Here is a 20428-nt window from a genome sequence, read left to right on the forward strand (position 1 = left end):
CTCAGAGGGCGCGCTGGTTCATCAACGCGCCGATGTGCTCGGCCTGGCGCAAGGCCAGGGCGACAATGGTCAGGGTCGGGTTCTGCCCGCCGCTGGTGGTGAACTGGCTACCGTCAGAGACGAATAGATTGGGGATGTCGTGGCTCTGGCCCCATTTGTTCACCACGCCGTCGGAATCTTTGGCGCTCATGCGGTTGGTGCCCATGTTGTGACTGGCCGGGTAAGACGGCAGGCGGATCACCTCGGTGGCACCGACTGCCTCGTAGCACTTGCGGGTCTGCTCCACGCCGTGATTACGCATGGCGGTGTCGAAGGCATGGTCGTCCTTGTGCACCACCGGGATGGGCAGGCCGTACTGGTCCTTCTCGGCGCCGTGGAGGGTGATGCGGTTACTCTCCATGGGCAGGTCCTCACCGCACAACCACACGCCGGACATATGGTCGTAGCGCTCCATCCGCGAAGCGAAGGCACGGCCCCAGCCCTGCGGGGTCGGATCGAGGAAGGCGGACATGAACGGCAGGCCGAGGGACAGGATTTCCAGCCGGTAGCCACCGACGAAGCCCCGCGAAGTGTTGTTGTAGGACTCGTCGGAAATGATTCCAGCACAGGTGGTGCCCCGATACATGTGAATCGGCTTGGGCAGCGTTGCGTAGATGCCCGCGGTGGTGTGACACATGTAGTTGCGCCCAACCTGACCGGAGGAGTTGGCCAGGCCGTCCTTGAACATCGAGGACTCGGAGTTGAGCAACAGACGCGGCGACTCGATGGAGTTACCGGCCACGCACACCACTCTGGCCTTCTGGCGCTGCTGGTGGCCCTCGGCGTCGGCGTAAACCACCCCAGTGACTCGGCCGCGGGCATCATGTTCGATGCGAAGCGCCATGCTCTGCGGACGCACCTCACAGTTGCCGGTAGCCTCGGCGCGGGGGATATCGGTGTAGAGAGTCGACCACTTGGCGCCGATGCGGCAGCCCTGCATGCAGAAGCCGATCTGCATGCAACCGGGACGACTGTCATAGGGCTGCGTGTTGATCGCCATGGGGCCGGACTGGATTTCTTTGTAGCCAATGCGTTGGGCGCCTGTGGCCAGGACCTTGAAGGAGTTGTGCCATTGGTGATAGGGCATTCCGGTGCTTGGACCGGTCACACCCATGTGCTTCTCAGCCTTGACGTACCAGGGCTCCAGTTCCTCATAGCTGATTGGCCAGTCCAGCATATTGGCGCCCTTGATATCGCCGTTCTCGGTGCGCATGCGAAACTCGAAGTCGCGAAAGCGCAGGGCCACGCCGGCCCAGTGCACGGAGCTGCCGCCCACCGCTTTGACGATCCAGGCCGGCAGGTTCGGGTGGTTGCGCGCCACGTCCCAGCCGCCGGTGGCGATGCGTTTGTCGAGCCAGGAAATCTTGTTGAACATGGCCCACTCATCGTTTTCGATATCGGACATCTCGTAACGCTTGCCGGCTTCCAGCACCACGGTACGGATTCCTTGCTTGGCCAAGGCGTGAGCCAGGGTCCCGCCGCCGGCGCCCGAGCCAATGATGACGACGACATCGCTGTCGTCCTGGGAGTATTTCGCTGCCATGGGGTTAACCCTCATTGTTGGAATGGATGGAGCCGCGAAGAGAAGGCTGATCAGAGCCAGTCGAGGTCGTTGAAGCCACGCGCGATATAGCCACCTTTCTCCACCGACGAGCCCTCGTAGCCGAACAGTGGGAACAGCGTCTTGTTGTCGTAGATTCCAAACATCAGCGCGCTGCGGGTTTCGCGAAAGAAGGGCGTGGTCTCGATCTCGCGAAGCAGGGCGACGCGATCGTCCTCACTGACGATTTCTTCGAAAGGCCGACCATGTGTGGTGCGGGCGCGCCCCTGCAGGGCCTTCAAGCCATCGTTAACCAGGTCCGAGTGTTTACCGAGCAGCTCGACCAGCGACTTGGCATACGGTGCATCGCCGAGCCGGTCATGGGGATAGATATCGCGCCCCATCTGCAGCAGCCCGGCGGGCAACTGGGGCAACACGTCGTCGGCGATGACGGTGACGGGAATGAGCTGGCTGATAACGGCGGTAGCGCCGATGATCAGGGCCGATTGCCCCGAAAGACTGAGGAAGCGCCGGCGGCTCAGAGGGCCACTCAGGGGTGAAGAGTCATGCATGGCAGAGCTCCAGGCTTTTGCCGGTACGCCTGTAAGGTGGGAACAGGTGTGGCCGACGTTATTGTTATTAGTCCGGGTGCCTTTTCGGCCCCTTCGGTAGTGAAGGGGCAACTTGTGTGCCAATGCCAAAAACCAATCTTAACCTTCTGTTTTTAAATGATTTTTTAGCAATCAAAAAACATCTTTCGAGCATGACCTGTAAAGCGAAGGCTTTACACCTGTAAGCATTCGTCCAAGCGTTTTACATACGTAAAGGCTGGCGATACCTGAACTGAGCGCAAGATCGGAGCGACGGCATTGCCGGGCACCGCCAACACATGAGGGGGACCATTTACCTGTCTTCTGGCGGTGGTCCAGCCGCGATCAACGAGGGAAGTGACAGCGCAGGGCTAAACTCGTAATGTGATTGCAACCGTGCCAGCCCGCCCCCCACGTGCTGATGCCAAACAAGAACAAGATCGTCACGGGCCCCCATCCCGTGTCCGGGAGGCCGCATGAGCACCATTTCGACCCCCAGCCTGCACATCGACACTGTGCTGTCCTATGCCAGCGATAACGCTGGGCACGAATCCATCATCACCCGTTCCTGGAAGCGTTGTATCCAGGATTACGGTCTGGATCCGGCCAAGCCCGCGCCACCGCGGTTTGTTCCGCGTCAGGTACTGCGGGAACACCAGGACCACGCGGACGAACTGATCAACGTGGCCCGTGCAGGCGTCGAGCAGCTGTACCGCCACATCGCCGAGCTGGGGTACGTCATTCTCCTCACCGATAGCCGGGGGATCACCGTGCAGTTCCTCGGCGATCCACTGGATGAGGCGGCGCATCGCAAGACTGGCCTGTACCTTGGCGCCGACTGGAGCGAGAACCACGCAGGAACCTGCGCGGTGGGGACCTGTATCAAGGAGCAACTGCCGCTAACCTGCCACCACCATGACCATTTCAGCGCCCATCACATCGCCCTGACCTGCACCGCAGTGCCCATCTTCAATCCCCACGGGCAGCTGCTGGCCGTGCTGGATATCTCGGCATTGAATTCACCACCGTCCAAGGACTCCCAGCAATTCGCCCTGCAACTGGTCAAGCAGTACGCGCGAATGATCGAGGATGCCTACTTCCTGCGCCGCTACCGTGAAGCTCATATTCTCTGCTTCGACCGTTCCCGCGAGTTCGTCCTGATCAATCGCCAGTACCTGCTGGCGATTGCCGGGGATGGCAGTCTCCTGGCGGCGAATACCGCGGCCCGTGTACTGCTCGCCGAATGTGGCTTGCAGTTGCCGGAGCGGCCTTCGGCACTGGCGCGTCGGATCGGTATCCAGGATCTGTTCGACTGCGAACCTGAAGACATCTTCAGCATCCCCCGCGCCAGCCCCGACCAGGTACGCGCGTTCCGTACCCACCGTCAAAACGCCCTGTTCTATGCCGCGTTGATGGAGCCCAGCCGAACGCCCGTTGCCCCTCAAGCTCAACGTTCGAGTGAGGAACGCTGCCCGCTGGATGAGCTCTCCGACGATGACCCCGCTATGCGCAAGATGCTCGCTCGTGCCAAGCGGCTGTGCAGCGAGCCGCTGAACGTGCTGCTCAATGGCGAAACCGGTACCGGCAAAGAACGCCTTGCCCGCGCTTTGCACGACAGCAGCAACAGGCGCAAGGCCCCCTTCGTCGCCATCAACTGCGCGGCAATGCCTGAGTCATTGATAGAGAGCGAACTCTTCGGCTACCAGCCAGGCACCTTCACCGGGGCACGCAGCAAGGGTATGCGAGGGCTGATCCAGCAGGCCGATGGCGGCACACTCTTCCTCGATGAAATCGGTGACATGCCGCTGCATCTGCAGACGCGGCTGCTGCGCGTGCTTGCCGAGCAGGAAGTGATGCCACTGGGCAGCGAAAAACCGATCAAGGTCAATATCCGCGTCATCGCGGCTAGTCACCGCGACCTGCGGCAGTTGAGTGAACGAAACGAGTTCCGCGAAGACCTCTACTACCGTCTCAATGGCGCGATCCTGCGCCTGCCGGCGCTGCGCGAACGGGCCGACAAGAACTACCTGATAGAACGCATTTTCAGAGAGCTCTGTGAACAGCGCCAACGTCCCGCACGAATCCGGGGCGACGCCATGAGTGCTCTCCTCGGCTACGCTTGGCCAGGCAATATCCGCGAGCTGCGCAATGCGTTGCAGTACGCGCTGGCCACCGCGGAGACGGATGAAATCACTGTGAACGACCTGCCCGAAGAATGCCTGCCAAGCGTCAATCAAAGACAGGCCAGGAGTTCGGTTCCCATACAGGAACAACAGACATCCCACGCACGCGAAATCGAGGACTGCTTGCGCAGGCAGCGCTGGAATGTCAGCGCCGCGGCACGCGAGCTCAGCATGTCGCGCCCGACCCTATATCGCTGGATGAAGCTTCACAACATCGTTCCTCCCAACGCCCTGGACAGCTAAACCAATAGTTTCAAATGCCCGTAACCGGCCCGAGCTGGGCCGGCCGGGCTTTTAAGTCGAATCAGTGCTCAGGTGTACGCGGGTCCCAGAGAAGGCGCGTCACTCCTTTCTCGTAGCCCATCCCGTCCGGGAAACTCACCAGCTCCAGCTGCAGCCCCCAGGGCGCCAGGAAGTACACCCAGGTCAGGCCCCTGGCTGGGCCATCGGTGAAGGTCGATGGAGTATCCAGTACCTGCACGCCACGAGACTGCAGGTACTCCACCGCCGCCTCCATGTCGTCCACATAGAACGCCAAGTGGTGCCCGCCGACGTCACTGTTGCGGGGCAACCGACGATTCTGGTCGGGAGCTGTGTACTCGAATATTTCCAGGTTGGTGCCGTTGCCACATCGGACCATCTGGAAGTCGCGAATAGACGCACGCGGATGCACATTGAGGTGCCGCTCCATCCAGTCATCTTCAAAACGGAACTCGCCAAAGGTGAAGTATGGCTCGCAGCCAAGCACCTCGACGAAGAAGGCAACAGCCTCAGACAGGTTCGGCACCGTGATGCCGATATGCTGCATGCCGCGCATTCCCGGCAGAGCGCCATTCAGGTTGTTCTTGTGGGTCATGAGGGTCTCACTTGTTGTTGTACGAGATTCGCCAGCTTCGTGCTGACACATTCCCTGCTGCACGCCCAATGCCACAAACTAACCCATTGATTTGAATAGTCGTCACTCCCGTCGTTGGCAGCAGCGGTGTAAAGGCCTTTACAGCTGCAAGGCGTTACAACAGCCACCTCCCCATCCTCTCTCGCCCCTGCCAATGGGCCTTGCACGGGTTGGCCCGGCTCTTGCCTGATGCTTGGGGACATACCCTTGAACGATGGAGACCTATGGTGGAGCTTCGACACATTGCCACTGGGCCAGGCTGCGTTGCAGGCCTTGGAAAGGGAACAACCATTCCCAACGGCCTGCGCCTTGCCTGGCCCGCTTTAAGGCGACAACGCGACGGGAAAACTAATTGAGAACGCCCCCTAGGCCTGGGCGAGACCGATGACGAAGTGATCGAAGTCATGCAACGCATGCGCGAGCACAAGATCGACATGCTGACCCTCGGCCAGTACCTACAGCCCTCGCGCGACCACTTGCCGGTGCAGCGCTTCGTCCATCCGGACATCTTCGCCTGGTTCGCCGAAAAAGGCGCCGAGCTGGGCTTCAAGAACGTCGCCTCCGGACCACTGGTGCGCTCCTCCTACCACGCCGACCAGCAGGCCAACGGGCAGAAGATCAGTAGACCTACAGAGGCGAATCCCGAATGGGCATTTTCGACTGGAAACACTGGGCAGTAATTCTGCTGATCGCCTTGGTGCTAGTCGGCAGCAAGCGTCTGCGGAATCTCGGCGGTGACCTGGGTGAATCGATCAAGGACTTTCGCAGATCAATGGCCGCCCCCCTCTGCAACTCGAAGGAAATCGAGCAAACGGCTTCTCCTCACAACCAAAAGGAGAGTTAGCCTGCAGCCCGGAAACCAACGCAATATCGCGGAGCGACTGAAGGGCAACCCGACTTGCCCGCGAAGACTGCAGTGAGGGCGAAACAATCCTGATCAGATATCAATCCAACTGATGCCGAAAAGGTAAGTCCGGCCCGGTTTTACCGCAGGTCAGGGTCGCGGCGCTGACGGCAAAGACGAGCATTGCGTCGATCTGTTCACGGCTCAAGCGTTGCAAGCCCTGCACCGAATCCAGTTGCTGCTCAGTCAGCCAAGCGATCAATGCCGCCTGGAAGGTGTCGCCCGCGCCCACGGTATCGACCATCACCACGGCACGGGCCGGCACCGACCAAGTGCCATGGCGGCGGCTGAAAACTGTCGCGCCCTGACCACCACGGGTGAGGAATACCAACTGGCAACGGTGCTCCAGCCAGCCCTCGATCACGCTCTGCGGATCACGCTCGGGGTAGAGTAGGCTCAGGTCTTCGTCACTGACCTTGATCAGATCGGCATGTTCGGCCAGAGCGCCGATACGTTCGCGCCACAACTCGATATTCGGCTCTGGGTTGAGTCGCACGTTGGGGTCGAGGCTGATCAGGCGTTTGCCACTTTCCCGGCAGACCAGAGCCTGCAGGGTATCGGCAATCGGCTGCACCACCAACGAGAACGAGCCGATATGCAGCCCGCGCACCTCAGCGCCCAACTCAGGCAAATGCCCCGGCAACAGCTGGCGATCAGCGCAGCCTTCGCCGCGAAAGCTGTAATGCGGCGAGCCATCGGCACCAACGGCGACCATGGCAAGCGTGGTCGGTGCGTCGAAGTCCTGAAGGTAGTCCAAGCGCACGCCCTCCTCCTGCAATACTTGTTGTAAACGCCGGCCCAGGTAGTCGGTGGACAACCCCGCAAACAGCGCCACGTCGATACCCAGGCGCCGCAGCCCGACGGCGACGTTGAATGGTGAACCGCCGGTAATGGCCTTGTAGTTTATTTTTGAAGCTTGAGCTCCGGGGTCGTTTTCACTAAAGAAATCGAACAGCGCTTCGCCACATACCAGATACATAGTCGTTTGCTCTTTAAAGGTTCGCTACAGGTTGTTGATAGCGATAAAAGGCCTGTTTATACGCAGCCACGCTGGCTGCGACACTCTCGCTCAAGGCGAAGAAGTGGGTTCTTCATCTGTGATCGTGAAGTCAGCTCTACTGCTGGCCGAAATCACAAGTTCGGCATTCGGAAGGTCGTTGCGACGAACTTTTTCATAGGAAGTAGACTCATCGAACCCTAATGATCGCCATCGATCAAGCAGTCGCGCCTCCAGGGTTTTGCGGTCTACCTGCAGCATAATGGTGGCGTCAAAACAGTCTCTTAAGGACGACCATGGGGCGAGGTTTAATAGAAGGTAGTTTCCTTCCACGATGAGATATTTCACGTCAGAGGAAACCAATCGTCCTGCGGCACGGGATATCTCCAGAACTCGATCGAATACTGGAACGGCAACCGTTGGCTCGTTGTTCGCACGAAGCCGCAGCAGCAAACTTCTGAAGCCACCCACATCGAATGTATCGGGGGAGCCCTTACGATCTAAAAGGTTCAAGGATCCAAGAACCGAGTCATCGTAATGAAAGCCATCCCCGGGAATGACCGCTGCACTCCCCGGCATAATACTATTAAGGGCCTCTACCAATGCCTCAGAGACGGTGGACTTACCGGCACCAGGTGGCCCCGCTAGCGCAACGACAATTCGATTACCAGACAGAGCCTTGACGTAGTCAAGTAGCTCCATGCTTACTATTGTGTTTGCGTTGGAAAACATGCCAGGTTTCTCGTCAGCAGGCGTCGCTCAAGCTCCCATACCGAGATACGTGGAGCTTGAACAACCCTCATGAATACATAATTACAACAGGATCAACAGAATCCCCAGCAAGCAAGCCTCTACGATACCCATAATTAAAGCAGATCTATGGGCCTGATACGTATAGAGCCAGCGGAAGATTATTAAAACGAGGCTGTTCGGCTACTGCGAGCACCTCGCAGCAGCCATTACCCGCATTCCAGATGTGGCTAGATATCCCTACGCCACTTGACTAAATCGCTTATTAGTCATTGGTCAGCTTGCCAGCCTTTGTACTCCATAACATTAGTTCGGGTTACAAGTGAGGGCTGAAGCAGTACCGTTGTGCTTTCCAGGGATTTGCCATTCAGCAGGTCGTTACCCATCGTTACGGCCTGTTGTGCCTGGCCCCAAGGGGACTGAGAGGCAGAAGCCTGGATCTGTGTATCGCTTTTGAGTGCTGTCTCTATATCGGGAGCCCCATCCACCGATGCGATAATGATGCCTTTACGCTTGAGTTGTTTTGCTGCCAGGTCTGCACCTATGGCTTGGGGATCATTGATAGCGAACACCGCATCGATTTTTGCAAAGCGAGTCAGATCGCCTTGCATCACGCTGTAGCCACCTTCTCGCGAGCCTTTGGCATCCTGATTATCAGACAGTACCTTAATATCAGGTGCCTGTGCGAAAACACTCTTACACCCATTGACACGATCCAGGACTGCTGAAGTCTGGGTACCATTCTGGATAATAACGTTACCCTTGCCACCAAGCTTTTCAGAAATGTACTGACATACAATCTTGCCGGCTTCGACGTTATCTGTCTGTACCGTGGCGTTGGCACCTTGCACCATAACATCTACACCCACAACCACTATGCCTGCCTTTCTCGCTTTCGCAATCGCAGGCGCGATTGCTACAGGGTCGACGGCATTGACAAGAATCAAGTCTACACCCGATGAAATGAAGTTATCGATCTGAGTGAACTGCTTGTTTAAATCGTAATCGGCCGAGACTGAGGTGAACTTTGCTGCCGGATTGATATGCAGTGCTTCCGCTTTAGCGCCATTTACCATCGCTACGAAATAAGGATTTCCCAGCGAGCCAACGGTTATCCCGACGGATTTCAACTCTCGCGCTTGAGCGGTGCTAAATGCCAGTGCTGCACAAACAGCGGTAAATATTATTTTTTTCATGGGTGCTGCCTCTTATTATTGGAGTGTATTGCGGTAATTTTATATATGATTCAGGTTCGTGCGCCTGTCTGCCGAAAGCGATCAAGTGCTACCGCTCCGATAATGACGACACCTTTGATGATGTATTGCCAGATATCCGAAACTCCCAACAATATCAGGCCGTTGGAAAGTGTAGCGATAATCAAGGCACCAATTAGCGTACCGATGATGGTGCCGACGCCTCCTGTAAAACGTGTGCCTCCCAGGATAACGGCTGCGATAGCGTCGAGCTCATAGGACTGTCCCATTTGCAGTCCGTTAGCAGCCATCAGTCGAGCGGAAGTCATGATGGCCCCCACACCCGCCAACAAGCCGGATAGTGCATAAACAAATAACAGGACTTTCCAGACCTTGATTCCCGATAACCGTGCGGCCTCAGGATTGCCACCTACTGCGTAAATTTGTACGCCTAAAACTGTCCGTCGAAGAATAAGCCATGAAAGAGTAACCACTACCATCGCGATTACAACCAACCATGGCACCCCGAACAACGTATCGTTTCCAATGTAAGCAAACGATAGATCGGGATTGAAAACCGTTTTGTCTTCACCGATGAGGCGTGCAATACCACGCATCGCAGTCAATCCGCCCAGCGTGACTATAAATGCAGGGAGCTTCCCAAAAGCGACCAATGCACCATTGACGAGCCCTAGCAGCAGTCCGACTCCAAGTCCAGCAGCGATGGCCAGGGGCGCAAACCCCGGGACTTGCGATACCAATAGCGCCACTACTGCAGAAACAGCCAGAATCGAACCAACCGAAAGATCGATTCCACCGGTCAAAATCACGAAAGTCAAACCTGATGCCAATACCACATTGATAGAGGCTTGTTGACTAATGATTGAGAAGTTCTGAGCCGAGAAAAAGCTCTCGCTCATCAGGCTAAAGCCCACACAAAGGAGCAACAATACGGGCAGCATGCCCGCCACCCTCATCATTTGGCGCATTTTATCCTGCGCGTTAGCTCCAGTGATGTTTCGTACACCAGGTGTGGTGAAGTCACTTACTACTTTTCGTTGCAGTGGGGAAGTCATTGGACTAAGTCTCCGTTGGCTAGAGTCAACCTGTCGCTGCCTGTGGCAAACGCAATAATGGTTTCAGGTGTGATATCAAGACCGCTGTGGCCACCGAGTTCGGCGACAAGTTTTCCTTCACACATGACCAATACACGCTCAGCAATGCCAACGATTTCTGGTAGCTCACTTGAAATCATCACTACACAAACGCCAGATGCGGCCAATGCATTGATTATTTTATATATTTCTGTCTTGGCTCCAATATCTACACCCGAGGTAGGCTCGTCGAGGAACAATACTCTGGGTTTCATCTCAAGCAGACGAGCCAGCAAAACCTTTTGCTGGTTGCCTCCAGACAACGCTCCGACATTGATATCTGAGGACGCTTTGATATTGAGTGCTTGAATTGCTTGTTCGGCGCGTCCAGTTCCGGCCGTTCGGCTCACAAAGCCCGCAAATAGAGCATCACTTCCCACAACACATACATTGATATTGTCGTGGACGCTCATGTCGAGAAAAAGGCCCAGTGCTTTGCGGTCTTCTGTTAGATAGGCGATACCTGCATTACCTGCATCGCGAGGAGAGCGTATGACTACAACTTCACCATCAATTTCAATCTGTCCACCTGAGTAAGCATCGACACCTGCGATTAATCGGGCAAGTTCTGTTCTCCCTGAACCTACCAGTCCTGCAATCCCAAGAATTTCGCCGGAATACAGATCGAAACTGCAATCTTTAATATTGGCGCCATCTGTAAGGTTGCGAACACGCAGTATCGGTTGCTCATAAGAACACGAAGGACGCTCATGGGCATAGAAACCGGAAACATCGCGGCCAACCATCATCCGGACCAAGGTTTCAGCTGATAGCGTGGCACGATCCAGCGAACCTACGTAATGACCGTCCCGGAGCACCGAAACAAAATCGGACAATGCGTATATCTCAGCCATTCGATGGCTGATATAGATGATCGCGACGCCATCGTCACGTAACTGGCGAATCAACGTAAATAGACTTTCAGTCTCTTTTGAAGACAGCGGCGTTGTAGGCTCATCCATCACCAGGATTCGCGTATCGGCGTGAATTGCACGGGCGATTTCAACAAGTTGTTGGTCGGCGATCGACAATGTACCGACCAGCGCGTGCGGATCAAATGTGACGCCAAGTCGCTTTAGTACAACCTGCGCGCCTTCGGTCATTGCCTTGTGGTTTACAACCCCACATCGACGAATTTCTCTACCCAGGTAGATGTTCTCGACCACGCTCATATTCGCGCACAAGCTGAGCTCTTGATAGATAACTGAAATGCCATGGCGCTTCGCATCGTTCAGGCCATAGTTTCGAATATCACATCCATCGATTCGGATAGTGCCACTGTCGGCTATATAGGCCCCCGACAGAATTTTCATCAGAGTGGATTTTCCGGCGCCGTTTTCGCCCATTAGCGCGTGGATTTGTCCAGGGAAAATATTGAGATCGATGTCATGCAGGACGCGTACTCCATTGAATGATTTCGAGATGGAACGCATTTCCAATAGGGCAAGAGGTGGACTTTCAGATCCAGTGCTCAGCATAGCGGTTAACTCCTTATCTACCGATTTGAGAAGCAGTTGAAACCTCTCATCGGTGTTCTTGTTCGAGAAACATAGTCCAAAGGAAAGCGCTTGCGCAAGCGCTTTCCTTTACGCTCGAAGGAAAGATGAAAAGGCTAGGAAGCCTCCCCCACTTTAGGTGCACAGCGCACCTCGCTGGGTCTCTCTCGAAATTGCGGGCCCGTCCGGGCATCAATTGCTGGAGCCTCCGACACATTTTCTCGCCGTGAGCCTTACAATGGCTTACCGCTGGGCATGAGTTCAGCGCTATCCATGAAATCACGTGAGAAAGGAGTGGTGCACAGTGGGCGCAAAGATGAGTGATGTAGCGCGAGCCGCGAACGTATCAATGTCTACGGTATCCCACGTACTCAACGGTACTCGCAAAGTGCATCCTGACACCGTCCGTAACGTGAATCAGGCTGTAGAGTCCGTAGGCTATATTCGAAACTCGCTCGCTCGGTCTCTAGCACGCTCCTCTTCAGGTGCTATAGGGGTGGCGATTGCTACGCTGTCAAACTATTACTTCAGTGAAACAGTACGTGCCATCGAAGCGGCATGTGCGAAAAGCGGCTTGATGATGATTCTGGTCAATACGCAAAAAGATCCTGAACAAGAGCTTAAAGCGGTCAAAGCACTGCATGAGAGACGTGTTGACGGCATTGTACTCGCCTCGGAGCATGATCCAGAAAATAGAGTATTTAATTACTTAAAGTCCAACAAGATACCCACGGTTCTCATCGATCGACTTCTGTCGACGTCTTTCGATCAGGTGGGGGTAGAGAATAAGCAATCATCTCAAGAGTTGATTGCACACTTGATTAAACTTGGACATCGGCGTATCGGGATGGTATCCGGACGATTGAGTCAGTCTTCTTCTCACGAGCGAATTGACGGTTACCGTGCGGCCTTGGCTGATGCAGGAATTCAGTACGAAGATCAATTAGTTTGCTGTGGTGAATCGGCGATTGCGCCAGCAATGGAAGCGACTCGCCGTCTACTAGCGCTAGAGCACCCGCCTACCGCAATAATGACCGCTAACAACTTGATGACCATTGGTGCAATGCAGGCCCTTCGTGAAGCAAGGCTTGAGGTGCCAAAGGACATCGCACTGGTCGGCTTTGACGACTTCGAATGGGCGGATGCTTTTAGCCCTCGACTGACAGTTATAGCGCAACCTCTCGAGGAACTCGGGGCCCAGGCTGTGAAGCTTTTATTGAAGCGTATCAAGCAACCTGATGGGAAACGTCAGACTATTCGATTGAAACCCTCTTTAATTCAACGAGATTCTTGCAGCGTTTCCAAATAGCTGTACTCAGGGATTCATCCTGAGGATCTAGCGGTTGCAGGCGTGATTTATTTGACTCTTGTCCACGTCTCGCCGCCTAGATAACTTTTAAACTAAATGACCAGTGCGTAGTTTCTATTTGTCGCGCACGCATATGTATGTTTATTTTTTACTTAAGCGACCGACTTTCGGTTTTGCTTTCTTCAGGCTTCAATGATTTCGCTAAAGAGATAGACGTCTATTTAAATCGCGATGAAAAACGCTGACCTCGTGGAGCCGAGTCAGATAACCGATTGTAACTACAATCCGTAGAACCTATTTCTGTCGGGGCGTTTCTGCGTGTGCAGAATTACAAAACTCCCAAATTTGAATCGTTGATTGAGACGGCTGAAGCCGTATTGGCAAAGAGGGGCTGAGCATGAATAACTACAACAAAACGAATGATGTGACTGCATTGCCGGCATGGCGCAATTTGCTCGACCATCGGGAGAGCATGAAAAACTTTAGTATGCGCGATGCCTTTCGAGATGACAGTAAACGCTTTCAAGACTTTTCCCTGGCGGGCTGCGGGCTGTTTCTGGATTACTCCAAAAACCTGATCACTCACGAGACGCGCTCATTGCTTGTAAACCTTGCTCGCGAGGCTGGCGTGGAACAGGCAGCGCATGCCATGTTCAGTGGAGAAAAAATCAACTGTTCCGAGGGGCGTCCAGTGCTGCATACCGCACTGCGACGACCAGTGGGGGAACCTTTGATGGTCGATGGCCGCAACTTGATGCGCGATGTGCATGGTGCTCTGGCGCAGATGACTGACGTTGTGAGTCGTATCCATAGTCATCTTTGGCGTGGTTACAACGACAAGGTCATCACTGATGTCGTAAACATTGGTATTGGTGGCTCATTTCTGGGCCCGGAGCTTGTCTCTGAAGCACTCGCGCCTTTCGCTCGGCATGGGGTGCGGTGCCATTACCTGGCTAACATCGACGGCAATGAATTCCGAGRGGTTACAGCCGATCTGAACGTAGAAACAACGCTGTTCATCATCTCCAGCAAAACCTTCGGCACCCTTGAAACGTTGAAGAACGCGCAAGCTTGTCGAAGCTGGTACTTGGCTAAGGGCGGGACGGAAGAGAAGCTATATCGCCACTTCATTGCGGTGACGAGTAATCGTCAAGCTGCGCTGGATTTCGGCATCCGTGAAGCAAACATTTTTCCTATGTGGGACTGGGTCGGTGGCCGTTACTCACTATGGTCGGCAATTGGCCTGCCGATTGCTCTGGCCATTGGCATAGCTAACTTTAAGGAACTGCTGTCCGGCGCATACGCGATGGATCAACATTTCCTGAATGAGCCATTGGAACAGAACCTTCCCGTTCTTTTAGCGGTACTCGGCGTTTGGTATCACAACTTTTGGGGTGCGCAAAGCTATGCGTTCTTGCCCTATGACCATAACCTGCGCAACTTCGTGAAACACCTGCAGCAGATGGACATGGAGTCCAATGGCAAAAGTGTTCGTCATGACGGCACGTCAGTTTCCTACACCACTGGCCCGGTAATCTGGGGCGGCGTGGGATGTAACGGACAGCACGCTTACCACCAGTTGTTGCATCAAGGGACACCTCTAATTCCAGCTGACTTCATTGTGCCTGTGGTCAGCCACAATCCAGTGGCTGATCATCAGGAATGGCTGTACGCCAATTGCCTGTCTCAAAGCCAAGCGCTGATGCGAGGTAAAAACCGCGCTGAAGCTGAGGCAGAGCTAAAAGCCAAAGGTCTTTCATCCAGTGAGATTGAACGACTGGCGCCGCATAAGGTGATCCCCGGCAACCGGCCAAGCAATACAGTTGCTCTTGAGATCATCAATCCACATAGCCTTGGGGCGCTGATCGCCCTTTATGAACACAAGGTCTTTGTCCAGGGTGTCATTTGGGGAGTCAATTCGTTTGATCAATGGGGCGTGGAACTGGGCAAGGAGCTAGGCAACAGCGTCTACAACCTTCTGACTCGCTATGACGCGGAACCGGCAGATGATTCCTCGACGCAGGGCCTTATAGATTTCTTCCGAGGACGTCATCGTGGTTAAGGTAGTTTGGGCTTCCAAGTGCATGGCCTGAAAATACATTCCAAAGGCTAAAACTTAAGGAGGGCTAACTAACTCATTGGTTAAGTAATCGCTTGCTTACCCTCGTCACTCCGCCTGGCACTGCATGGATTTTTCTCATGCTTTGGCTCAGGCGATACGGTGCGTTCTCTATTCGATTTAACTTATTTCCCGTTCGGGAACTTGTGTGTGGAGCTAGCGTGCTAGCTCGCATTATTTACCTTGTCCAATAAGTATAAAAAACAAAAGGTGTCATGAATGAACGTTAAAACTCTCAGCGCAGTTCTGGGTGCGTCTCTTGCTGCCGGTTTTCTGCCCGTTGATGCGTATTCAACAGACTTCAGCGGTTACTACAGAACCGGAGTAGGAGATTCGACTCAAGGAGGGACACAGTCGTGTTTTCAGCTACCGGGCGCGCAGTCTAAATATCGCCTGGGCAACGAATGTGAGCAGTATATGGAGCTGGATTTGCGCCAGGATCTGCTTTCACTGGACGACGGCTCGATGCTTAGCGTGGAAGGCATGGCACAGTTTTACAACGAGTATGGCCATGAGCCAAAATTTGACGGGGAGCATGGCTACACGCGGATGAGTCAGCTCTACGCAGAGTGGAGCAAGATGCCGGTATTGAATGGCGGTTCTTTCTGGGCGGGCCGTCGTTACTACAACCGAAACGACATCAATATTTCCGATTACTTTTACTGGAACCAAAGCTCAACGGGCTTTGGGTTCGACCAGGTCGCATTAGGAGATCTGAAATACAGCTACGTGCTCTCACGCAAGGACAACGTCTTCCAAAAGGATTTTGTTACCCGTCATGATGTGACCGTCAGCGGATTCAACACAAATCCCGGTGGCGAGGTTCAGCTGGGCGTCAGTTACCTGGACAAGCCGAGCCGTGAGGATGCTCATCAGGGCTGGTCGGTGATTGCCCAGCACAAGCAGATCGCGTTCCTGGGCGGAGTCAACAAATTCGCTGTTCAATACGGCCGAGGGCCGGGCACCGCATTAGGCTACACCGGTGATACCACGTTGGATGAGAGCAACAAGAGCTGGCGGCTCGTGGAGTTTTTCGATTGGCAATTGACTCACGCTTTCAGTGGCCAAGTTGAACTGGTCTATCAAAAAGACACGCGCACTGCTGGTGATGATCAGAACTGGCTATCCATTGGTGTTCGGCCAATTTATGCGTTCTCGGATCAGTTCAAGTTGATCACCGAAGTTGGGCGCGACCAGGTTGAAGCCGCAGACGGTACCCGAAAACTCACTAAGTACACCATTGCGCCGACTTGGTCACCGAAGGGCCCGGGATTCTGGGATAGACCGGAATTTCGTCTGTATTACACCTACGCTACCTGGAACAAGGCTGCGCAACGCGCCGCCAGCTTGCAATCTCCGGGATCGGCTCTGTCTGATACCGGTGCGTTTGGTACAGACTTGCAAGGCTCCAACGTAGGGGTTCAGATCGAGTATTGGTGGAAATAAGCTCCTTTGTTGACGCCGATGCCGAATTGAACCACGTGCCGACGCAAGACCGACCCACCTCCAAATCAGCACAAATCCAGCGCAGGCAACGGTTTGTGAGGAATCAGACTGAGTCAGTGACATCTCGGCAACTGGGTGTATTCGACATCGGCATCAACACCAAGGTCGGCGCTACTTTATTAAAAGAACTATCAATGAACCGAGATGATTGCCCTTGGCCACTTAGTGACTAGCTGGTTTTCGCCGTGAACACAATGTATTCATGTGTCGATATCAGGCACGGAGGTGGCGTGATCAGGTAACTGAATCATCGGACAAGCCGGGTAAGGTGGCGCGTCTTTTCATCGAAATAACCACATCGCGATGATGGGTTTGATAAGAACTGCAGCGTTTGAAGGGTGCCTCTTTCAGGAAGCCCACCAGGCAACAATTATGATCTGTTGCCCCTATCAATTCGCTTAAATGTCGATCAGCAGAGAAAGAAACCAATGATTAGCCCGAGCTCCAAGGATTCGAGTGGCCAATTGGCGCAGGGCTTCAAGCCTCGTCACGTAACAATGCTGTCTATCGCCGGTATCATCGGCGCCGGTTTATTCGTTGGCTCAGGACATGCCATTGCAGCTGCTGGCCCGGCCGTCCTGCTGGCGTACCTATTCTCAGGCCTGCTCGTCGTTCTGGTCATGCGCATGCTCGGTGAAATGGCGGTGGCCAACCCGGACACAGGCTCGTTCTCCACCTATGCCGACCAGGCAATAGGTCGTTGGGCGGGCTTCACCATCGGTTGGCTGTACTGGTGGTTCTGGGTATTGGTTATTCCTATCGAAGCACTGGCCGCCGGCCACGTGTTAAACCAGTGGTTCCCCCAGATCGATGCCTGGCTGTTCGCTCTGGTGTCGATCATTGCGTTGGTGATCACCAATCTGTTCAGTGTCTCCAAGTACGGCGAATTCGAATTCTGGTTCGCCATGGCCAAGGTGGTGGCGATCATCGGTTTCATCGGCGTGGGTTTTGCCGTGCTGATGGGCTGGGTGCCCGATCGGGAAGTCAGCGGATTGAGCGGACTGATGGCCGAACACGGCGGGTTCGCCCCCAACGGCCTGTCGGCGGTAGTCGGCGCTTTCATCACCATCATGTTCAGCTTCATCGGCACCGAAGCAGTCACCATCGCCGCCGCCGAATCCGACAACCCGTCGCAGAACATTGCCAAGGCCACGCGTTCGGTGATTTGGCGCATCGGCGTGTTCTACCTGTTGTCGATTTTCGTGGTCATCTCCGTGGTGCCCTGGAACGATCCTCTGTTGGCCTCAGTCGGTTCTTATCAGCGGGCTCTGGAAATCATGAACATTCCCCACGCCAAGTTCATGGTGGACGTGGTGGTGCTGATCGCCGTGGCCAGCTGCATGAACTCCTCGATCTACATTGCCTCGCGAATGCTGTACTCGCTGGGCCGTCGTGGCGATGCGCCGAAAGCGCTGAAGGCGACCTCCTCCGAGGGCGTGCCGCGGGCAGCAGTCATCGCCAGCACCGTGCTGGGCGCAGCGATCACCGTGTGGAGCTACTTCATGCCCGCCGGGCTGTTTGACTTCCTGCTGGCCAGCTCCGGTGCGATTGCCTTGCTGGTGTACCTGGCCATTGCGGTGTCGCAGCTGCGCATGCGCCGGATGCTACGTCGGCAGAATGTCGAACTGGCCTTTCGCATGTGGCTGTTCCCGTGGCTCACATGGCTGGTGATCGCGTTCATTTGCGCAGCGTTGGCGGTCATGATGATCACCCCGGAACACCGTAGCGAAGTGAGCTCGACCATTGGGCTGGCGCTGGCGATTTCCTTTATCGGTCTTGTGACATCGCGTCAGCCTGCGCGGGATGCAAGGGCGACGTCGGTGGGCTAAAACCAGGGCGGTATTTGCGCCGAACCTGATACTCCCTACGTCAAGTCTGGGGGGTATTACAAGTGCCTGTGTCTCAGGCCGTATTCGCTCTTCGTGAGGACATGACCACGATGTCATCGAACTCCACCGTGTCCGACGGTACGACTCAATCCGTTGGTTTTCTGCTGTTGGATAAATTCACGTTGATTTCCCTGGCGTCAGCCGTAGAGCCTCTGCGCATGGCCAATCAGTTGTCGGGACAAGAGCTGTATCGCTGGCATACGTTCAGCCCCGGTGGAGAGGCTGTCTGGGCCAGTGATGGCGTGCCGATCACTCCGGATGCTTCGTGGAACAATCCGTTGGTGGCGGACACTGTAATCGTGTGCGGCGGCGTTGGAATCCAGAACGTGATTACCCGCGAGCACATTACCTGGCTGCAAGCCCTTGCGCGTAAATCCAGACGGCTGGGAGGCGTGTGCACGGGCAGTTGGGCACTGGCCAAAGCCGGGCTGCTCGACGGTTATGAGTGCAGTGTGCATTGGGAGTTTCTGGCCGCCATGCAGGAAGCTTTTCCGCGAGTCAGCCTCAGCGCGAGTCTGTTCACCCTCGACCGAAACCGCTTCACCAGTTCCGGCGGAACGGCCCCTATGGACATGATGTTGCACCTGATCGGTCGCGATCATGGTCGTGAACTATCTGCTGCGATTTCGGAAATGTTTGTCTACGAGCGCATCCGCAACGAACAGGACCATCAGCGCGTTCCGCTCAAGCACGTATTGGGAACTCACCAGCCCAAGCTGCAGGAGATCGTTGCGTTGATGGAGGCCAACCTCGAGGAACCGCTCGACCTGGATAACCTTGCGCAATACGTTGATCTGTCACGTCGACAGCTAGAGCGGCTATTTCAGAAATACCTTCACTGTACGCCGTCACGCTACTACATGAGGTTACGTCTTGTTCGAGCGCGACAACTGCTTAAGCAAACATCATTGTCGATCATTGAGTTGGCGTATGTATGCGGTTTCGTGTCCACGCCACACTTTTCCAAATGCTATCGCGAGTACTTTGGTGTTCCACCAAGCGACGAACGTTCCGGCTCTGAAATGAGTCGCATACCGGCAATGCTTGCGACTTCGCAGCAGTCATCGACCAGACCGCTGACAGCGCTCGACCAGGCACGAAACGAATCGACTTTTGCCAGTGTTCGGATGATTGATCGTTCCGATTTGGCGCAATCGTGCTGATCGGCCGTCCCTGCCGCTCCCATTCATCCGTAGTGCATGGGTTTACTCAATAAGATCACGCAGGAGATTTGACGTGCACATTGGTGTTCCTCTCGAAACCCAGACCGGTGAAACACGGGTTGCTGCAACCCCGGAAACCATCAAGAAGCTGATCAGCCAGGGTCATAAGGTCACTGTACAAAGCGGCGCCGGCGTGAATGCCAGCGTTGTCGACAGTGCCTATGAAGCGGCAGGCGCAGCCATTGGCAGCGCCAATGATGCGTTTGGCGCAGAACTGATTCTCAAAGTCGTCGCCCCCAGCGACAGCGAGCTGGCGCTGATCAAGAGCGGCACCGTCGTGGTGGGCATGCTCAACCCGTTCAGCAATGAAACCATCGCCAAAATGGCCGAATGCGGCATTACCGCCTTTGCCCTGGAAGCCGCGCCGCGTACCTCCCGCGCCCAGAGCCTGGACGTATTGTCGTCGCAAGCCAACATCGCCGGTTACAAGGCCGTGTTGCTGGCTGCGCACTACTACCCGCGTTTCATGCCGATGCTGATGACCGCTGCGGGCACCGTGAAAGCGGCGCGCGTGCTGATCCTCGGTGCTGGCGTGGCCGGTTTGCAGGCCATCGCCACGGCGAAACGCCTGGGGGCGGTGATCGAAGCGTCCGACGTGCGTCCTGCGGTAAAAGAGCAGATCGAATCCCTCGGCGCCAAAT

16 protein-coding genes and 1 pseudogene are annotated in these 20428 nt (G+C 55.2%); 9 read left to right on the forward strand and 8 right to left on the reverse strand.

Annotated features, from left to right (window positions below; genetic code table 11):
- Window position 1: 1 nt before the first annotated feature.
- Both AC1D1M_RS28485 and AC1D1M_RS28490 read right to left on the reverse strand, forming a co-directional pair.
- The gene (locus tag AC1D1M_RS28485) at window positions 2–1582 is read right to left on the reverse strand and encodes a GMC family oxidoreductase (RefSeq protein WP_477778267.1); all 1581 of its coding nucleotides are present in this window, start codon (window positions 1580–1582) and stop codon (window positions 2–4) included.
- Between the two features lie 50 nt (window positions 1583–1632).
- Window positions 1633–2151: a gluconate 2-dehydrogenase subunit 3 family protein gene (locus tag AC1D1M_RS28490; RefSeq protein WP_477778268.1), complete on the reverse strand. Its 519-nt coding sequence runs from the start codon at window positions 2149–2151 to the stop codon at window positions 1633–1635.
- A gap of 494 nt (window positions 2152–2645) precedes the next feature.
- Here AC1D1M_RS28490 and AC1D1M_RS28495 point away from each other — a divergent pair, with 494 nt between their 5' ends.
- Window positions 2646–4595 (forward strand): sigma-54-dependent Fis family transcriptional regulator, encoded by a 1950-nt coding sequence (locus AC1D1M_RS28495; protein ID WP_477778269.1) that lies wholly within the window; start codon window positions 2646–2648, stop codon window positions 4593–4595.
- A gap of 61 nt (window positions 4596–4656) precedes the next feature.
- On the opposite strand, the gene AC1D1M_RS28500 is transcribed toward AC1D1M_RS28495, so the two are convergent.
- The gene (locus AC1D1M_RS28500) at window positions 4657–5208 is read right to left on the reverse strand and encodes a VOC family protein (RefSeq protein WP_477778270.1); all 552 of its coding nucleotides are present in this window, start codon (window positions 5206–5208) and stop codon (window positions 4657–4659) included.
- A 404-nt stretch (window positions 5209–5612) separates the two neighbouring features.
- Here AC1D1M_RS28500 and AC1D1M_RS28505 point away from each other — a divergent pair.
- Window positions 5613–5927 (forward strand): annotated as a pseudogene (locus AC1D1M_RS28505) (hypothetical protein); the annotation flags it as partial.
- On the forward strand, window positions 5894–6091 hold the full coding sequence (locus AC1D1M_RS28510; RefSeq protein WP_477778271.1) for a twin-arginine translocase TatA/TatE family subunit: 198 nt from the start codon (window positions 5894–5896) through the stop codon (window positions 6089–6091). The pseudogene AC1D1M_RS28505 and the gene AC1D1M_RS28510, both read left to right, overlap by 34 nt.
- 100 nt (window positions 6092–6191) lie before the next feature.
- On the opposite strand, the gene AC1D1M_RS28515 is transcribed toward AC1D1M_RS28510, so the two are convergent.
- From AC1D1M_RS28515 to AC1D1M_RS28535, 5 genes are all read right to left on the reverse strand, one after another.
- Window positions 6192–7130 carry a carbohydrate kinase family protein gene (locus AC1D1M_RS28515; protein ID WP_477778272.1) on the reverse strand — a complete coding sequence of 313 codons (939 nt, stop codon included), beginning with the start codon at window positions 7128–7130 and terminating at the stop codon, window positions 6192–6194.
- A 90-nt stretch (window positions 7131–7220) separates the two neighbouring features.
- On the reverse strand, window positions 7221–7880 hold the full coding sequence (locus AC1D1M_RS28520; protein WP_477778273.1) for a nucleoside/nucleotide kinase family protein: 660 nt from the start codon (window positions 7878–7880) through the stop codon (window positions 7221–7223).
- A gap of 287 nt (window positions 7881–8167) precedes the next feature.
- Window positions 8168–9094, reverse strand: coding sequence for an ABC transporter substrate-binding protein (locus tag AC1D1M_RS28525; RefSeq protein WP_477778274.1), 927 nt, complete (start codon window positions 9092–9094; stop codon window positions 8168–8170).
- Between the two features lie 50 nt (window positions 9095–9144).
- Window positions 9145–10167 (reverse strand): ABC transporter permease subunit, encoded by a 1023-nt coding sequence (locus tag AC1D1M_RS28530; RefSeq protein WP_477778275.1) that lies wholly within the window; start codon window positions 10165–10167, stop codon window positions 9145–9147.
- Entirely contained in the window at window positions 10164–11723 is a 1560-nt protein-coding gene (locus tag AC1D1M_RS28535) for a sugar ABC transporter ATP-binding protein (RefSeq protein WP_477778276.1), read from the reverse strand. The genes AC1D1M_RS28530 and AC1D1M_RS28535 overlap by 4 nt, the downstream gene beginning before the upstream one ends.
- Window positions 11724–12045: 322 nt before the next feature.
- Here AC1D1M_RS28535 and AC1D1M_RS28540 point away from each other — a divergent pair, with 322 nt between their 5' ends.
- From AC1D1M_RS28540 to AC1D1M_RS28565, 6 genes are all read left to right on the forward strand, one after another.
- Entirely contained in the window at window positions 12046–13050 is a 1005-nt protein-coding gene (locus AC1D1M_RS28540) for a LacI family DNA-binding transcriptional regulator (RefSeq protein ID WP_477778277.1), read from the forward strand.
- Window positions 13051–13447: 397 nt separating this feature from the next.
- The gene (gene pgi / locus AC1D1M_RS28545; RefSeq protein ID WP_477778278.1) at window positions 13448–15112 is read left to right on the forward strand and encodes a glucose-6-phosphate isomerase; all 1665 of its coding nucleotides are present in this window, start codon (window positions 13448–13450) and stop codon (window positions 15110–15112) included.
- Between the two features lie 276 nt (window positions 15113–15388).
- On the forward strand, window positions 15389–16615 hold the full coding sequence (locus AC1D1M_RS28550) for a carbohydrate porin (RefSeq protein WP_477778279.1): 1227 nt from the start codon (window positions 15389–15391) through the stop codon (window positions 16613–16615).
- Window positions 16616–17103: 488 nt separating this feature from the next.
- Window positions 17104–18504 (forward strand): GABA permease, encoded by a 1401-nt coding sequence (gabP, locus tag AC1D1M_RS28555; protein WP_150674249.1) that lies wholly within the window; start codon window positions 17104–17106, stop codon window positions 18502–18504.
- 101 nt (window positions 18505–18605) lie between these two features.
- Entirely contained in the window at window positions 18606–19727 is a 1122-nt protein-coding gene (gene gbdR, locus AC1D1M_RS28560; RefSeq protein WP_477778280.1) for a choline metabolism transcriptional regulator GbdR, read from the forward strand.
- Between the two features lie 73 nt (window positions 19728–19800).
- Window positions 19801–20428 (forward strand): Rossmann-fold NAD(P)-binding domain-containing protein (locus AC1D1M_RS28565; RefSeq protein ID WP_477778281.1); only part of this gene is annotated, 628 nt, incomplete at its 3' end.

It is taken from the genome of Pseudomonas sp. P1_F7, assembly GCF_056405655.1.

Coding starts and splice junctions, on each gene's coding strand:
- AC1D1M_RS28485 (WP_477778267.1), bottom strand. CDS start 1,582: ATGGCAGCGAAATACTCCCAGGACGACAGCGATGTCGTCGTCATCATT.
- AC1D1M_RS28490 (WP_477778268.1), bottom strand. CDS start 2,151: ATGCATGACTCTTCACCCCTGAGTGGCCCTCTGAGCCGCCGGCGCTTC.
- AC1D1M_RS28495 (WP_477778269.1), top strand. CDS start 2,646: ATGAGCACCATTTCGACCCCCAGCCTGCACATCGACACTGTGCTGTCC.
- AC1D1M_RS28500 (WP_477778270.1), bottom strand. CDS start 5,208: ATGACCCACAAGAACAACCTGAATGGCGCTCTGCCGGGAATGCGCGGC.
- AC1D1M_RS28510 (WP_477778271.1), top strand. CDS start 5,894: ATGGGCATTTTCGACTGGAAACACTGGGCAGTAATTCTGCTGATCGCC.
- AC1D1M_RS28515 (WP_477778272.1), bottom strand. CDS start 7,130: ATGTATCTGGTATGTGGCGAAGCGCTGTTCGATTTCTTTAGTGAAAAC.
- AC1D1M_RS28520 (WP_477778273.1), bottom strand. CDS start 7,880: ATGTTTTCCAACGCAAACACAATAGTAAGCATGGAGCTACTTGACTAC.
- AC1D1M_RS28525 (WP_477778274.1), bottom strand. CDS start 9,094: ATGAAAAAAATAATATTTACCGCTGTTTGTGCAGCACTGGCATTTAGC.
- AC1D1M_RS28530 (WP_477778275.1), bottom strand. CDS start 10,167: ATGACTTCCCCACTGCAACGAAAAGTAGTAAGTGACTTCACCACACCT.
- AC1D1M_RS28535 (WP_477778276.1), bottom strand. CDS start 11,723: ATGCTGAGCACTGGATCTGAAAGTCCACCTCTTGCCCTATTGGAAATG.
- AC1D1M_RS28550 (WP_477778279.1), top strand. CDS start 15,389: ATGAACGTTAAAACTCTCAGCGCAGTTCTGGGTGCGTCTCTTGCTGCC.
- gabP (WP_150674249.1), top strand. CDS start 17,104: ATGATTAGCCCGAGCTCCAAGGATTCGAGTGGCCAATTGGCGCAGGGC.
- gbdR (WP_477778280.1), top strand. CDS start 18,606: ATGACCACGATGTCATCGAACTCCACCGTGTCCGACGGTACGACTCAA.